This window comes from Caulobacter sp. 602-1 (genome assembly GCF_003931565.1).
Lineage (GTDB): Bacteria > Pseudomonadota > Alphaproteobacteria > Caulobacterales > Caulobacteraceae > Caulobacter.
In genome coordinates, this window is sequence record NZ_RRYI01000007.1 from 34,163 (window position 1) to 49,033 (window position 14,871).

The 14,871-nt window shown below is 68.5% G+C and carries 18 protein-coding genes and 1 tRNA gene; 12 read left to right on the top strand and 7 right to left on the bottom strand.

Going from position 1 to position 14,871, the window contains the following annotated elements:
* The first annotated feature begins 22 nt into the window (after nucleotides 1–22).
* The 4 genes from ftsE to EIK80_RS19290 are packed head-to-tail and all read left to right on the top strand — an operon-like array spanning nucleotide 23 to nucleotide 2,952.
* Nucleotides 23–730, top strand: a complete 708-nt coding sequence (gene ftsE, locus EIK80_RS19275; protein WP_199743548.1) for a cell division ATP-binding protein FtsE — start codon at nucleotides 23–25, stop codon at nucleotides 728–730.
* Nucleotides 727–1,620, top strand: a complete 894-nt coding sequence (locus tag EIK80_RS19280) for an ABC transporter permease (protein WP_125158642.1) — start codon at nucleotides 727–729, stop codon at nucleotides 1,618–1,620. The genes ftsE and EIK80_RS19280 overlap by 4 nt, the downstream gene beginning before the upstream one ends.
* Nucleotides 1,621–1,633: 13 nt before the next feature.
* Entirely contained in the window at nucleotides 1,634–2,251 is a 618-nt protein-coding gene (locus tag EIK80_RS19285) for a YdcF family protein (protein ID WP_125158643.1), read from the top strand.
* Nucleotides 2,248–2,952 (top strand): 1-acyl-sn-glycerol-3-phosphate acyltransferase, encoded by a 705-nt coding sequence (locus EIK80_RS19290; protein ID WP_125158644.1) that lies wholly within the window; start codon nucleotides 2,248–2,250, stop codon nucleotides 2,950–2,952. Before EIK80_RS19285 ends, EIK80_RS19290 begins: the two co-directional genes overlap by 4 nt.
* Here EIK80_RS19290 and EIK80_RS19295 read toward each other — a convergent pair.
* A complete protein-coding gene (locus tag EIK80_RS19295) occupies nucleotides 2,949–3,497 on the bottom strand; it encodes a gamma-glutamylcyclotransferase (protein WP_125158645.1) in 549 nt (182 codons plus the stop codon). The two genes, EIK80_RS19290 and EIK80_RS19295, sit on opposite strands and share 4 nt — an antisense overlap.
* Nucleotides 3,498–3,526: 29 nt before the next feature.
* Between EIK80_RS19295 and EIK80_RS19300 the strand changes: the two genes are divergently transcribed.
* The 7 genes from EIK80_RS19300 (at nucleotide 3,527) to EIK80_RS19330 (ending at nucleotide 10,803) form a co-directional block, all read left to right on the top strand.
* Nucleotides 3,527–4,549 carry a DUF2125 domain-containing protein gene (locus tag EIK80_RS19300; protein WP_125158646.1) on the top strand — a complete coding sequence of 341 codons (1,023 nt, stop codon included), beginning with the start codon at nucleotides 3,527–3,529 and terminating at the stop codon, nucleotides 4,547–4,549.
* A 104-nt stretch (nucleotides 4,550–4,653) separates the two neighbouring features.
* Nucleotides 4,654–5,454: a chorismate mutase gene (locus EIK80_RS19305; RefSeq protein WP_125158647.1), complete on the top strand. Its 801-nt coding sequence runs from the start codon at nucleotides 4,654–4,656 to the stop codon at nucleotides 5,452–5,454.
* A gap of 45 nt (nucleotides 5,455–5,499) precedes the next feature.
* Complete coding sequence (hisC, locus tag EIK80_RS19310; RefSeq protein WP_125158648.1) at nucleotides 5,500–6,621, top strand: histidinol-phosphate transaminase; 1,122 nt, start codon at nucleotides 5,500–5,502, stop codon at nucleotides 6,619–6,621.
* Nucleotides 6,622–7,560: a prephenate/arogenate dehydrogenase family protein gene (locus EIK80_RS19315; protein WP_125158649.1), complete on the top strand. Its 939-nt coding sequence runs from the start codon at nucleotides 6,622–6,624 to the stop codon at nucleotides 7,558–7,560.
* Nucleotides 7,561–7,916: 356 nt separating this feature from the next.
* A complete protein-coding gene (locus EIK80_RS19320; RefSeq protein ID WP_125158650.1) occupies nucleotides 7,917–9,134 on the top strand; it encodes an RtcB family protein in 1,218 nt (405 codons plus the stop codon).
* Nucleotides 9,135–9,273: 139 nt separating this feature from the next.
* On the top strand, nucleotides 9,274–9,609 hold the full coding sequence (locus tag EIK80_RS19325; protein WP_125158651.1) for an EF-hand domain-containing protein: 336 nt from the start codon (nucleotides 9,274–9,276) through the stop codon (nucleotides 9,607–9,609).
* A gap of 357 nt (nucleotides 9,610–9,966) precedes the next feature.
* Complete coding sequence (locus EIK80_RS19330; protein WP_199743562.1) at nucleotides 9,967–10,803, top strand: alpha/beta fold hydrolase; 837 nt, start codon at nucleotides 9,967–9,969, stop codon at nucleotides 10,801–10,803.
* Between the two features lie 54 nt (nucleotides 10,804–10,857).
* Here EIK80_RS19330 and EIK80_RS19335 read toward each other — a convergent pair whose 3' ends face one another.
* Nucleotides 10,858–11,418 (bottom strand): winged helix-turn-helix domain-containing protein, encoded by a 561-nt coding sequence (locus EIK80_RS19335; protein ID WP_158624734.1) that lies wholly within the window; start codon nucleotides 11,416–11,418, stop codon nucleotides 10,858–10,860.
* Nucleotides 11,419–11,625: 207 nt separating this feature from the next.
* Between EIK80_RS19335 and EIK80_RS19340 the strand changes: the two genes are divergently transcribed.
* A tRNA-Gly gene (locus EIK80_RS19340) sits at nucleotides 11,626–11,700 on the top strand.
* A 7-nt stretch (nucleotides 11,701–11,707) separates the two neighbouring features.
* Here EIK80_RS19340 and EIK80_RS19345 read toward each other — a convergent pair.
* The 5 genes from EIK80_RS19345 to EIK80_RS19365 all read right to left on the bottom strand — a co-directional run bounded on the left by EIK80_RS19345 (nucleotide 11,708) and on the right by EIK80_RS19365 (nucleotide 14,830).
* Nucleotides 11,708–12,586, bottom strand: coding sequence for a TraB/GumN family protein (locus EIK80_RS19345; protein ID WP_125158654.1), 879 nt, complete (start codon nucleotides 12,584–12,586; stop codon nucleotides 11,708–11,710).
* A gap of 47 nt (nucleotides 12,587–12,633) precedes the next feature.
* Entirely contained in the window at nucleotides 12,634–13,518 is an 885-nt protein-coding gene (locus EIK80_RS19350) for an alpha/beta fold hydrolase (RefSeq protein ID WP_125158655.1), read from the bottom strand.
* 103 nt (nucleotides 13,519–13,621) lie between these two features.
* Nucleotides 13,622–13,816, bottom strand: a complete 195-nt coding sequence (locus EIK80_RS19355; RefSeq protein ID WP_125158656.1) for a helix-turn-helix transcriptional regulator — start codon at nucleotides 13,814–13,816, stop codon at nucleotides 13,622–13,624.
* Nucleotides 13,813–14,400, bottom strand: coding sequence for a hypothetical protein (locus EIK80_RS19360; RefSeq protein WP_125158657.1), 588 nt, complete (start codon nucleotides 14,398–14,400; stop codon nucleotides 13,813–13,815). Before EIK80_RS19360 ends, EIK80_RS19355 begins: the two co-directional genes overlap by 4 nt.
* A gap of 127 nt (nucleotides 14,401–14,527) precedes the next feature.
* The gene (locus EIK80_RS19365; RefSeq protein WP_125158658.1) at nucleotides 14,528–14,830 is read right to left on the bottom strand and encodes a hypothetical protein; all 303 of its coding nucleotides are present in this window, start codon (nucleotides 14,828–14,830) and stop codon (nucleotides 14,528–14,530) included.
* Nucleotides 14,831–14,871 lie beyond the last annotated feature (41 nt).

The window sequence follows — 14,871 nt, forward strand, 5'->3', positions numbered from 1 at the left end:
CCAGAAACCCAAGTGACGCGCCTTGCGGATCGACACAGAACAGGGCGATGACGCCCTTCCGGTGGTCCGGTTCGAAGGCGTCTCGATGCGTTACGGCCGCGCGCCGGAAACCCTAAGAGATATCAGCTTTTCCCTGGCGCCGGGCTCATTCCATTTCCTGACCGGCGCGTCGGGCGCGGGTAAGAGCTCTCTGCTCAAGCTGATCTATCTGGCGCACCGTGCGTCACGGGGTCGCGTCGAGCTTTTCGGGCGGGATGTCAGCCTTACCCATACCGCCGATCTGCCGTTCCTGCGTCGCCGGATCGGGGTGGTGTTCCAGGAATTTCGCCTGCTGGAGCACCTGTCGGTGTTCGACAACGCCGCCCTGCCCCTGCGTATCCTCAAGCGCAAGCCCGCCACCTACCGCGAGGATGTCGCCGAACTGCTGACCTGGGTCGGCCTGGGCGAACGGATGCATGCGCTTCCCGCCACCCTGTCCGGCGGCGAGAAGCAGCGCCTGGCCATCGCCCGCGCCGTGGTCGACCGCCCCGACGTCCTGCTGGCCGACGAGCCGACCGGCAATGTCGATCCGGCCATGTCGCTGCGCCTGTTGCGCCTGTTCGTCGAGCTGAACCGCCTGGGCACGACGGTGCTGATCGCCACTCACGACGAGGATCTGGTGGCCCGCGCCGGCCGCCCGACCCTGCACCTCGAACATGGCCGGCTGGTCGACGCGGGAGGCCCTCGATGAGCGAGTTCTTCCAGGTCGCCCGCTGGAAGCCGGGGCCGCTGCTGCCGCCGCGCGACGCTCGCGACGGGGCGCTGGTCTTCGTGGTGGCGGTGCTTTGCTTCCTGGCCTGCCTGACCGCCTTCGCCGCCCTGGCCGCCAACCGCGCCGCCCATGGCTGGACCTCGCAACTGGTCAACTCGGCCACCGTAGTGGTCCGGGCCCGCGCCAACGAGACGCCCGACAGCGCCGCGGCCCGCGCCGCCGAGACCCTGGCCGGGGTCAGGGGCGTGGCCGAGGCCCAGGCCCTGCCGCGCGAAAAGGCCGAGGCTCTGCTCGCGCCGTGGATCGGCAAGGAGGCCCTGGTCGACGACCTGCCGACCCCGCGCCTCGTCACCCTGGAGCTCGACCCCAAGGCCCCGCCGACCGCCCAGGTGCTGGACAAGGCCCTGCGCTCGGCCGGCATCGACGCCACGGTCGACGACCACAGCCGCTGGATCGCCGATATCGAGCGCGCCGCCGACCTGGCGCGGCTGGCGGCCCTGGGCGTCTTCGCCCTGATCGCCGCAGCCACGGCCGCCGTCATCGCGTTCGCCACCCGCGCCGGCCTCGCCGCCCGACGCGACGTGATCGAGGTGCTGCACTTCTCCGGGGCCGAGCAGGGCTTCATCGCCAGCCTGTTCCAGAACCGCTTCGCGACCATGGGCGCGCTGGCGGGCTTGCTGGGCGGCGCGGGCGCGGCCATCATCGGCGTCGTTGCGCGTTACTTCGGCGGCGGCGCGGGGGTTGCGCCGATCCTGCCCTTGGCCTGGATCGATCTGGTCGCCGCCCTGCCCGCTCCGGTGGTCGCGGCCCTGATCGCCGGGCTCTCGGCCCGCCTGGCGGCGTCGCGCATCGTGGGGGAGATGCCGTGAAGATCCAAACGCCATGAAGACGCTCGCCGCGCTGCTGATCGCGCTGATGATCTGGGGCCTGGGCCTGCTGGCCTTCACCGGTCGGGTGGACCAGTCGACGCCCGCCAAGGAGCCGCCGGTGGCCGACGGCGTCGTGGCCCTGACCGGCGCCTCGACCCTGCGCCTGGAGGCCGCCACCAAGCTGCTGGAGGAAGGCAAGGGCCAGCGCCTGCTGATCTCCGGCGTGAACCGCGAAGCCACCCGCGCCGATGTCCTGACGGTGACCAAGGCGGTCAAGCCGATCTATGACTGCTGCGTGGACCTGGGGTTCGCCGCCGCCAACACCGTCGGCAACGCCCGCGAGACGGCCGAGTGGGCCAAGTCCAAAGGCTATCGCAGCCTCATAGTGGTCACCGCCGACTATCACATGCCGCGCTCGATGCTGGAGCTGCGGGCCGCCATGCCGCGCGTCGAACTCTATGCCTATCCGGTCAAGACCGACCTGAACGCTCATCGCTGGTGGAAGACCGGCCTCAGCGCCCGGCGGATGATCGTGGAATACTGCAAGTACCTGGCGATCCTGGGGCGTGAAGCGTTCCTGGGGCTGGGTCCTAAAGAGAAAGCCGCCTCGGCGGCGAAGGAAGCGTCTTGATCTATCTGCGTTCGTTCCTGTTCCAGTTGTTCTTCTGGCTGTGGTCCATCGTCTGGGCCGTGGGCATGATCGTGACCTACCCGCTGCCCCGCGCCGCCAACACCTGGTCGCTGAAGGCCTGGGCCAAGGGCTTGATCTGGGCCCTGCGCTGGCTGGCCGACGTGAAGGTCGAGGTGCGCGGTCAGCGTCCGACCGGCCCGGCCCTGGTCGCGGCCAAGCACCAGTCGATGTTCGATGTCTTCAGCCAGTTCGCGCTGCTGCCCGACGCCTGCTTCGTGATGAAGAAGGAACTCCTGATGGTGCCGCTGTTCGGCTGGCACGGGATGAAGGCCGGCATGATCGTGGTCGACCGCGCCGGCCATTCGACGGCGCTGAAAAAGCTGGTCCGCGACTCCACCGCGCGCATGACCGAGAGCCGCCAGATCATCATCTTCCCGGAGGGCACCCGCGGCCTCCCCGGTCAGCCCGGCGAGTACAAGCCCGGCATCGCCGCGCTGTATCGCGAGCTGAACATGCCGGTCACGCCGCTGGCCCTGAACTGCGGCGGCCACTGGAACAAGGGTTTCGTCATCAAGCCCGGCGCGATCGTCTTCGACTATCTCGAACCCATCCCCGCCGGCCTGAAGCGCGGCGAGTTCATGCGCGAGCTGCAGACCCGGATCGACACCGCGACCAAGGCCCTGGAGGACTCCGGAGTCTAGGACGGCCCGATCGCCTCGACCATCTTCAACAGCTTCTCCATCGTCCCGTCGCGCACCCCGTCCTCGCGCAGGTGCAGGACGAGATCCCTGAGATAGTCGATGTTCGGCCCGGAAAGCCCCGTGGCCCCGGCGATCAGCGCCGCCTGCTGCTCCAGGGTCAGCGCCCCGGCCCACTGGGCGTGCTTCATGTCCGACAGGAAGACCAGGGCCGAGACCTTGCCGCTCCCATCGATCTTCACGTCTCGCGAGGTCTCGAAATAGGTCTCGGTCGGCTGCTCGCGTTCGCGCAGATAGGCGTAGACCTCTTCCCATTCGCCGGCCGCCACCCGGTAGGCCATGCCGCGCACCGCGCCGCCGGGCGCCAGGCCCAGCACCAGGCCCGGTCGCTCGTAGGTGCCGCGATGGTGGACGGAATAGATGCAGAAGGCCCGCCGGCGACCGTGGAGCACGGCCGTTCTTCGGTCTATGAACGGGAACCCGGGCCGCCACATGAGCGATCCGTATCCGAACACCCAGCGATCTTCGCCGTCGCCTGCCAAACCCATTCCCGATCCCGACTGGACGCGCCCTATACATGACCCATACCGACGCCCGCCCGTCCCGCAAAGCCCCCCGGAAGGCTCGGCGCAGCCGTCTGTTCACGCCTTTCATCCTCGCCGCCGTCATCGCGGGCGGCTGGAGCTATGGCTGGTTCTGGCTGCGCGGTCAGGCCGAGCAGCGAATGGACGCCCAGTCGGCCGACCTGAAATCACGCGGCTATGACCTGTCGTGGAGCGCCCGCACCTTCTCGGGCTTTCCGTTCCGCATGAACGTCGACCTGACGAACGCCCGCGTGGCCGAACCCACCGGCTGGGCCGTCCGCGCCCCCGTGCTCAAGGGCGAGGCCGAGATCTACGACCTGACCCACTGGGTGCTGGTCGCCCCGCAGGGCGTGGTGCTGACCCGTCCCGAGGCCGGCGACGTGACCATCACCGGCCAGGCCCTGCGCGCCAGCATCTCGCACGTGACCGAATATCCGCCGCGCATCTCGGTCGAGGGCGCCAAGCTGACCTTCACCCCCGCCCCCGGGACCAAGCCGTTCCAATTGGTCTCGGCCGCCAACATGCAGTTGCACACCCGCGGCGGTCCCGACGACCAGGGCGCGATCTTCTTCAAGGCCGACGGCGCCAAGACCGCCTTCACCGGTCTGCTGGGCCGCATCGCCCAGGACAAGACCGCCTCGATGATCCTGGAGACCCGCCTGTCGCACGTCTCGTACCTGCGCGGCCGCAACTGGGAGGCGGCCGTCAAGCGCTGGAGCGCGGCCGGCGGTCAGATCAGCGTTCAACAGAGCCAGCTGCTGGCCGGCGACGCGGAAGGCAAGGCCAAGTCCGGCGTCCTGTCGGTCGACCCGGACGGCGCGGTGACCGGCTCGCTGAGCGTCGCGCTCAAGGAACGCGCCGCCCCCGGCCAACCGATCAGGACGCCGGAACAGGCCCTGGCCGCCGTGGCCCAGGCCGCGGGCCAGGAGCCGGTCATCGAGGCCGACCTGAAGTTCCAGGGCGGCCGCACCTACCTGGGTGTGATCGATACGGGCCCAGCCCCGAAGGTGTACTGACCGAGCACTGATCGCCGGAAACGCAATTTCCTTCCCCAACAGGGCCGGCTATTGCGTGTTCGGCGGCAAAGACTATGGTCCGCCCTCCAATTTCGGGGAAGAACATGGGCAGCGACGCGACGGACGCCACACCGTCTCTCGAAGAGGTCCGATGGCGGCTGGACGCCATCGACGGTGAATTGTTGAAACTGCTCGACGAGCGCGCCGGCCTGGCCAGCGCCGTCGCGGCCGCCAAGCGCGCCTCGGGCGACACGGGCTTTGGCCTGCGCCCCGGCCGCGAGGCCCAGATCGTCCGCAAGCTTCTGGAAGCGCCCCGCACCGGCGCCTCCAACGCCCTGGTCATCCGCATCTGGCGCGAGATCATGGCCGACAACCTGGCGCGCCAGGGTCCCTATCAACTGGCCGTGTTCGGCGGCCGCGAGCCGGCCCGCGCCGTCGAACTGACCCGCCTGCGCTTCGGGACCGCGCCGCGCCTGTCGATCGTCGCCACCGCCCAGGACGCCCTGGCCGTCGCCCGCGCCCCGTGGGGCGTCGCCGTCCTGCCGCTGGCCGCCGACACGCCCTGGTGGGGCCGCCTGCTGGCCGAGCCAAAGCTGAAGGTGTTCGCCGCCCTGCCCTGCCTGGCGACCTGGGGACCGCAAGCCGCCCTGGCCGTGGCCGAGGTCGAGGTCGAGCCCACCGGCCACGACCAGACCTTCTGGGTGACCGACTCGGCCAAGAGCACGGCCGCCATCGTCGACGCGCTCAGCCAGGACGGCGTCGCCGCCGAGCAGGTCGCCGAGGCCGGCGGTCTGAAGCTGTTCTCGCTGTCGGGCTTCTTCCAGACCGATGACGAGCGCCTGGCCCGCGCGCCGGGCCAACTTACGGGCGTCATCGGGGCTGCACCCGAGCAGTTCGACGTGTAAGAAGCGGCCGTCTGCAAACCAGACGTCCGTCAGCTGAGTAGTCCGATGACCGCCGCTCCCACCGATCGCTTCGCCGCGCCCCGTCCCGTTCCCAAGCCCGGGATCATGGACATCCACGCCTATGTCGGCGGCAAGTCGAAGATCGAGGGCGTCGCCCATCCGGTGAAGCTGTCGAGCAACGAGAACATCCTGGGCAGCAGCGACAAGGCCAAGCAGGCCTATCGCGACGCGGTCGACCGGATGCACGTCTATCCGGACGGCAAGGCCAATATCCTGCGCGCCGCCGTGGCCGAGCGCTTCAAGCTGGAACCCGAGCGCCTGACCTTCGGCGACGGCAGCGACGAGATCTTCGCCCTGCTGTGCCAGGTCTATCTGGAGCCCGGCGACAACATCGTCCAGGGCGAGCACGGCTTCGCCGCCTACGCCATCGGGGCCCGCGCCTGCCAGGCGCAGGTGCGGATGGCCAAGGAGATCAACCACCGCATCGACATCGACGAGACGGTGAAATGCATCGACGAGCGCACGCGTCTGGTGTTCATCGCCAACCCCGCCAACCCGACCGGCACCTGGCTGACGGGCGAGGAGATCCGCGCCCTGCACGCGGCCCTGCCGCCGTCGGTGATCCTGGTGCTGGACGGCGCCTATTCGGAATTCTGCAGCGATCCGCGCTTCGAGGACGGCCTCGACCTGGCCCGCGCCGCCGAGAACGTCATCGTCACCCGGACCTTCTCGAAGCTGCACGGCCTGGCCGCCCTGCGCGTGGGCTGGGGCTATGCGCCGCCCCACATCATCGAGCCGATCGAGCGCATCCGCCCGCCGTTCAACACCTCGATCCCCGGCCAGGAAGCCGCCGTCGCGGCCCTGTTCGACGACGACTTCCAGGCCCGCTCGCTCGCGCTGGTCGAGCAATGGCGACCGTGGCTGGCCCAGCAGCTGGGCGGCCTGGGCCTGGAGGTGACGCCGTCGGCGGCCAACTTCGTCCTGGCGACCTTCCCGACCACGCCCGGCAAGACCGCGCTCGAGGCCGAGGCCTTCCTGGCGTCGAAGGGCTATCTGGTCCGCGCCGTGGCCAACTACGGCCTGCCCGACGCGATCCGGATCACCATCGGCCTGGAAGAGCAGAACCGGGCGGTCGTCGACCTGCTGAGTGAGTTCATGGCGCGCTAGATGTCCAATCCCGGTCTTCTCTATCCCAAGCTCACCGTCATCGGCTGCGGCCTGATCGGCGGCTCGGTGATCCGCGCGGCGCGCCAGCACGGCGTCGTCGGCGAAGTCACCGTGGCCGACGCCAGCGAGGCCAATCGCGCCCGCGTCGTCGAACTGGGCATCGCCGAGCACGTCACCGGCGACATCGCCGAAGCGGTCAAGGACGCCGACCTGGTGGTCATCGCCACGCCGGTGCTGTCGATCCCCGGACTGGCGGCCGTCGTCATCCCGGCCATGAAGGCTGGGGCGACCCTCACCGACGTCGGCTCGACCAAGGCCAATGTCGCCGAGGCCTTTCGCGCCCAGGACCTCTCGAAGATCTACGCCATCCCCGGTCACCCGATCGCCGGCACCGAGCAATCGGGTCCCGACTCGGGCTTCGCCGAGCTGTTCGAGAACCGCTGGACGATCCTGACCCCCTTCGACAGCGACGACGAGCACTACGCCGCCGCGGTCGCCAAGCTGTCGGCCTTCTGGCGCGCCTTCGGGGCCCAGGTCGAGCTGATGGAGGAAAAGCATCACGACCTCGTCCTGGCCGTCGTCTCCCACCTGCCCCACCTGATCGCCTATACGATCGTCGGCAGCGCGGCGGATCTCGAGAACGTCACCGAGAACGAGGTCATCAAGTACTCGGCCTCGGGCTTCCGCGACTTCACCCGCATCGCCGCCAGCGACCCGACCATGTGGCGCGACATCTTCGTGGCCAACAAGGACGCGGTGCTGGAAATGCTGGGCCGCTTCACCGAGGACCTGCAGGCCATGAGCCGCGCCATCCGCTGGGGCGACGCCGACACCCTCCACGCCCACTTCACCCGCACCCGCGCCATCCGCCGCGGCATCGTGGCGGCCGGCCAGGAAAGCGCCGAACCGAACTTCGGGCGCGATCGCGGGAAGCACTGAAGCGGATATCCTCCGGCGTGCTGGAGGATTGCGTCTGTGCCCGTTCGGCCACACCGGCTCAACTTCCGCGTCACTCCCACTAGCCCTGGTCCGACGAACGCTGTAATCGCCCGCCTCCCGAAGGATGAGGACCATGGCGCACAAAGCCCCAGTCAATTCGCAACTGTTCACCATGCTCGATCGCCAGGTCGAGTACGCGAACACGCGCGCGTTGGAGGGGATCACGGCCTAGGGTTCGACTGAACTCGGGAAGTCCGAAAAAGCCCCTCCTGGCCATCAGCCGGAGGGGTTTTTTCGTTTGTGCGGAAACACTTGCCGGCCCGCCGCCAGGAGGGGGAGCAAGAGGAGAGAAGCCGATGAGCGGCTTCACGCATATCGAAAGTGACGGCGCGCCGATCAAGGCGTGGACCCAAGGGGTTCCGATCGAGGACTCCGCCCTCAAGCAGCTGCGCAACGTCGCCAGCCTGCCGTTCATCCACAAGCACGTGGCGGTGATGCCCGACGTCCACTGGGGGATGGGCGCGACCGTGGGCTCGGTGATCCCGACCTACAAGGCGATCATCCCGGCGGCGGTGGGCGTCGACATCGGCTGCGGCATGATGGCGGTGCGCACCTCGATCCGGGCCGAGTACCTGCCGGACAACCTGTTCGGCGTCCGGTCGGATATCGAGGCCGCCGTGCCGCACGGCCGGACCGACAATGGCGGGCGCAACGACAAGGGCGCCTGGCAGGTCGAGCCGCCGGCCATCGCGGCCGAGAAGTGGGCCGCTCTGAAGGACGGCTACGACGACATCGTCGCGCGCAACCCGAAGGCGGGCCACCCGCGCGGCTACGGCCACCTGGGCACGCTGGGCACCGGCAACCACTTCGTCGAACTGTGCGTCGACGAGGCCGGCGACGTCTGGGTGATGCTGCACTCGGGCTCGCGCGGGGTCGGCAACCGGTTCGGGACCTACTTCATCGAGCGGGCCAAGCACGAGATGCGCCGGTGGTTCATCAACCTGCCGGACGAGGACCTGGCCTACTTCGCCGAAGGCAGCGAGGGCTTCAACGACTACGTCCGGGCCGTGGCCTGGGCGCAGAAGTACGCCCTGGCCAACCGTGAGGTGATGATGGACCAGGTCCTGACCGTGCTGAGGAAGACGTTCCCGGACCTGACCGTGACCGAGCATGCGGTGAACTGCCACCACAACTACGTGTCGCGGGAAAAGCACTTCGGCAAGGACGTCTACCTGACCCGCAAGGGCGCGGTGTCGGCCAAGGACGGAGAGCTGGGCATCATCCCGGGCTCGATGGGCGCCAAGTCGTTCATCGTGCGCGGCCGGGGCAACCCGGACTCGTTCTGCACCTGCTCGCACGGGGCGGGACGGGCGATGAGCCGGAACGAAGCCAAGCGGCGCTTCACCCTCGCCGACCACGTGGCGGCCACCGCCGGCGTCGAGTGCCGGAAGGACGCCGACGTGATCGACGAGACGCCGATGGCCTATAAGGACATCGACGCGGTGATGGCCGCCCAGGCCGACCTGGTCGACATCGTGCACACCCTGCGCCAGGTGGTGTGCGTGAAGGGATAGCGGACGCCGTCCGGTCGCGAGACCGGGCGGCGTTTCGCGTTCAGCCGCGCCCCTTCCCGCCGTAATCCCGCAATAAGCCGGCAACAATCGCGGCTCATCCACCTCGGTCAGGGACATCTCTCGGGGAAGGAAACCCATCATGCGCCGTACGCTGCTCGTCGCGCTTGCTTCGCTCACCACCCTGGCCGGCGGCGCCGCCCTGGCTCAGGAAGGCCCGCCGCCCGGCCGCATGCCGGCGCCGGAAGACATCTTCAAGCGCTGGGACTCCAATGGCGACGGCGCGGTCGACAAGGCCGAATGGGACGCCACGGGCCGTCCGGCCGACCGTTTCGCCATGATCGACGCCAACAACGACGGCAAGGTCACGCTGGACGAGCTGAAGGCCGCCTTCGAAAAGATGCGCGCCCGCCGCGCCCAGGAAGGCGGTCCGCCTCCCGGCCCGCCGCCGGAAGGCCCGCCGCCGCAAGGCAACTAAGCGCTCCCAGTCCAGACGCTTTCGAACGCCGCCCGGTCCGCCCGGGCGGCGTTTTGCATTCAAGGTTCTCGCGCGCTTTGACCGACAAGCCTCACGAACATTCAAACCGCGTCCAGGCCGTCCAATCCCGCCCCGCCCCCCTGGGCCACTGTCCGTCTCGCAGAACGACGGCGCGCCGCCGCAGGCGGGCGCCTCCACACGAGGGGCACGACCATGGACGCCAACGAACCGGCCAACGACCCGATCGAAACCTCGCGTCGCGGCGTGCTCGCTGGCGGACTCGCCCTGGGCGCGCTCGCGGCCGTCCCCACCCTCGCCAACCCGGCCGTCGCGACGGCCGCTCCAGGAGCTTCGAACATGAGCAGCGGTTTCGTCACCACCAAGGACGGCACGCAGATCTTCTACAAGGACTGGGGTCCCAAGACCGCCCAGCCGATCGTGTTCCACCACGGCTGGCCGCTGAGCGCCGACGACTGGGACGCCCAGATGATGTTCTTCCTGCTGCAGGGCTATCGCGTCATCGCCCATGACCGCCGCGGCCACGGCCGGTCGACCCAGACCGACACCGGCAACGAGATGGACACCTACGCCGCCGACGTCATCGCCCTGACCGACCACCTGGACCTGAAGAACGCCGTCCATGTCGGTCATTCGACCGGCGGCGGCGAGGTGATCCACTATGTCGCCCGCGCCAAGCCCGGCCGCGTGGCCAAGGCCGTGCTGATCGGCGCGGTGCCGCCGATCATGCTGAAGACGCCCGCCAATCCGGGCGGCTTGCCGATCGAGGTGTTCGACGGCTTCCGCGCCGCCCAGCTCGCCAACCGCGCCCAGTTCTTCCACGATGTGGCAGCGGGCCCCTTCTATGGCTTCAACCGCCCTGGGGCCAAGGTGTCGCCGGCCACGGTCGACAACTGGTGGCGCCAGGGCATGATGGGCGGAACCAAGGCCCACTACGACTGCATCAAGGCTTTCTCGGAAACCGACTTCACCGAGGACATGAAGAAGGTCGACGTGCCGGTGCTGCTGATGCACGGCGAGGACGACCAGATCGTCCCGATCGACGACAGCGCCCGTCTGGGCATCAAGCTGCTCAAGCACGGCACGCTGAAGACCTATCCTGGCTTCCCGCACGGCATGGCCACGACCCACGCCGACGTGATCAATCCCGATCTGCTGGCCTTCATCAAGGCCTGATAGGCCAAGGTGGGACGAGGAAGGCGGGCGCCGCGGCGCCCGCCTTTTTCACGTCTATCGCTTGACGAATTCACGCGGGACCGGCGGCGGTTCGCAGCCGGGCGACGAGGGCCCGGGCCGCTCCTGTTTGAGGCAGCCGTCGGCCGTGCGCTGCGCGCGGGTCTTGCGAATCTCGACGCGGTCGGCCTCTTCCGCCCGCGCCCAAGCATAGACGCCGACCCCGCCCAAGCCGCCGACCATCACCGCCAGAGCCGCGCCGCCGACCACCCAGGCTGGCCCCCTCGACCAGCGCGGTCCGGGCGGGCGCGGACGTTCTGGCGGCTCCTCGAAGATCCAGCGATAGCCCAGCCCGGCCACCGTCTCGATGAATCGCGGGGCCCGGGCGTCGTCGCCCAAAGCCCGGCGCAGCTTGGCCACCGCCTGGCTCAGCGCCTCGTCGGAGCCGTCGTCGTCGCCCCACACCGTCTCGATCAGGTGATCGCGCGAGGCGGTCAGGCCCGGTCGTTCGACCAAGGCCCGCAACAGATCGAAAACCCGGGGCTCCAGGCTGCTGGCGCCGGTCGGCCCGCGCACGCGGCGGCTTTCGACATCGATCGTCACCTCGCCGAACGCCATGCGCGGCGGGTTTCGGCCAGACTCGGCTCTAAGAGAGATTTCCGTCAGGACTGCCACGCGCCGATCGACTCCCATCCGTGTCGCCGCGGATAAGGAGACGAACCATGCGGCGCAATTTGGTCACCTTGACCAATGCGACCCCAGAAGGCCCCTCGCGAAGGCGACTTGAGTAGGCGGACATCCCAGGCTAAACGGAGCGTCCCTTTGGCGGGCGTAGTTCAGAGGTAGAACGTCAGCTTCCCAAGCTGAATGTCGGGGGTTCGATTCCCCCCGCCCGCTCCAAGGTCCCCTACTCCACCCGCTCCGCCTTGACGCCCAGCTTGGCCAGCTGGACCTGGACGCTGTCTGGCCCCACCAGGTGTCCGGAACCGACGGCCACGAAACTGACGCCCTTGCCCGCCAGCTTGGTCTTCAGTTGCCCCGCCCAGTTCTGGTTCCGCTTGGTGATCAGCAGGTCGTAGAGCTCGGGGTACTGGCCCTTCATCTCGGTGACGAATTCGGTTTCCAGCGCCGCGATGTCGCCGGCCGCCCAGGCGGCGACCATCTTGTCGATCTTGTCCACGCCCTCATCGGCCTCGTCGAGGGTCGAGCTCAGGAACTCCACCTCGGTCTTGACCGGCAGGTCGGCGAAAAAGCGGATCTGCTGCTCCGGCGTCTCGAAGGCGCTTTCCGGCTTGCCCGCGGCCTTGACCTCGGCCGCCAGGATAGGCTCGACGCCGCTCTTGGGATCGTAGCCGGCCTTGACCACCGGGATCAGCGACAGCTGCACCGCCGCCAGCCAGGGCCGCATGGCGTTCAACAGCTGGGGCGGCACGCCGCCGACCTGGGCCAGGGTCGAGGCCTTCTGGAAAGCGGCCGCGTCGATCTTGCCCGACAGCGGCTGGTTCGGATCCAGGCCGTATTTCAGCACCAGCGGCTGCATCACCGCGGGATCGTCGGCGCCGACGATCTCCAGGGTCAGGTCGCCGCTGTCCTTCAGGGCCTTGTCGATCCTGGGCGAGCGCCAGACCGTGCTGGGCTTGAGCACATGAATCGTGCCGAACAGATAGATGGTCGAGTCCGCGTCGTGGATCTTCCACAGCGCCGGCTCGGCCAGGGCGGTCCCGGCGAAGCCGAACGCGAGGACCGAGGCCAGGCCGGCGGCGAGGCGACGAAGATTACGAAGCATGGGACCCCCGCTGATGCGTTGGCCCCATGCTTGGACTGCGCCGCCCCCTACTTCAAGAAGGTCTCGACCGCGTCGGCGAAGGCCTTGGGCTGGTCGAACATGATGAAGTGGCGGCTGTCGTCGATGCGCTTCAGCGTCACGCCCGGCAGGCCGGCATAGGCGTCGGCATAGGTCTTGTCGATCATCGCCGTGGGCGCGCCCATGGCCGGATCGTAGGGATAGAGCAGCGTGGTCGGGGTGTTGATCGCCGGCAGGTCGGCGCGGGCGTCGGTGGTCAGCAGATCGTACAGGGCGCGAGCCACGACCGATTGCGACGAGGCGACCGACCAGGCCAGGGCGGCCTTCTGGCCGTCCGGCGACTTGACCATGCGCGGCAGGGTCATCGCCTGCTGGCTGGCGAAGGCGTCGGCGCTCATGGCGATGGTGGCGTCGCGCATGGCGGCCGCCTGGGGCTTCATGCTCTCGGCCGTGGCGGCCGGCGAGAACAGCGACGAAAAGAACGGCAGGCTGTCGACGATCAGCAGGCGGCTGACATCCTCGGGGTGACGGCGGGCCAGAAGCAAGCCGGTGAAGCCGCCCATCGAGTGGCCGACCACGACGGGCAACTTCAGATGATTGGCCTTGATGTAGGCGTCGACGGCCTCGACCAGGGGCGCGACGACCGGTCCCTCGGCGTTGCCGGCCACCGGCGCGCCGGCGAAGCCCGCGACTTGAACGACATGGACGCGGTGGGTCGGCGCCAGCTGCTTGACGGTCTCATCCCAGACCGCGCCGGACGAGGCCAGGCCCGGGATCAGGACGACGTCGGGACCCTTGCCCGTCACCGTGACCGTGATCCGGTCCGCGGCGTGGGCGCGGCCGAAGACGCCGCAGGCGGCGAGGATCGCCATCACCATGATGAAGAAGCGGAAGCGCGGCATGAGCATGCACATGATTTTTCTCCTAGGATAGGGGCGCGCGGAAGACTCCGGCGCTCGGCGCCGGACGCGGTTGGAAAGAAGGTCGGTGGAAGCGAGCCGGCCTGAGGGCCGCGGCTCAGGCCTCGTCCAGGAAGATCGCCTCGATCGGCTGCTCGAACAGGCGAGCGATCTTGAAGGCCAGCGGCAGGCTGGGATCGTACTTGCCCGTCTCCAGGGCATTGATGGTCTGGCGGGAGACCTGGAGCTTTTCGGCGAGGTCGGCCTGGCTCCAGTCGCGCTCGGCGCGGAGGACCTTCAGGCGGTTCTTCATTGGTACCGCCTCCGGATGATCGGCTGGCTGAAGCCCCAGGCCAGGCAGAACAGCGGGAAGACCAGGAACAGCGGCGGCGAGGGAACGACGCCGGCGTTGCTCAGGAAGCCCCAGACAGTGCTGACGCCCAGGACCGCGCCCAGGCCCCATAGCATCGCCTCGACGTGGATCATGCGCTCGAACTCGTCGGGCTCTTCCTTCAGATAGAGGCCCATAACGACCAGCACGCCCAGGATCGGGATCGCCGGCGCGGCGGCCACGATCCAAAGCAGCGGTCCGGTGATCTCGCCACCGCGGAGCAGACTCAACGAGCCGATCAGGAACAGGAAGTAGGCCATCATCGCCACGGCGAGGCGGCTGCGATAGCGCTTCATGACGGGACCGATCCGGCCAGCCTTCAGCCGCGATGAGCCGACATAGACATAGGCCATATAGACCAGCAGCCAGACGAACATCGCGACCAGCATGGCCGTCCCGCCGAACGGCCGAGCGAACGCCAGCCAGAACGGAACAGCCGCCAGCGCCGCCGCGCCGGCGAAAAACAGAGTCCATTGAATTCGCTTGGGCTTCAGATCGTCATCCATGACAAGCACCCCTCTCAATTTGACAAGCTAACTTGTCACATCAGAGCGCATTCATGTCAAGGATAGTTGTCATTTTGTCGTGCAGGCACGACTAAATGACGGAGAAGCTTGATGTTTCCGAAGGGCCTCAGGCCGCCTTTCGGTCCAGGAACGGGTCGGCCGGCGCCGCGTCGCGGGTCAGGCCGCGCCAGTGGATGGCTTCCTGGCGCTTGACCGACAGGGCGCGGCCCAGCACGCCTGGACGCGGGCGGCTGACCACTTCCCAGCCGTAGCGCGAGAAACGATCGCCGAAGTCGGCCCAGCGGATCACCCGGCCCTTGGCGTCCTGGCGCCAGACGGCCTTGTCGCAGCCGGGGATGCGCGCGCACCGCTCCCAGGCCTCGACGCGGCCTTGCAGGATCAGGAACGGATCGTGTGCGATACGGGCCAAGACGGCCTCCGTGTAGATTTCACCGCTCTCGCCGCCCGCCG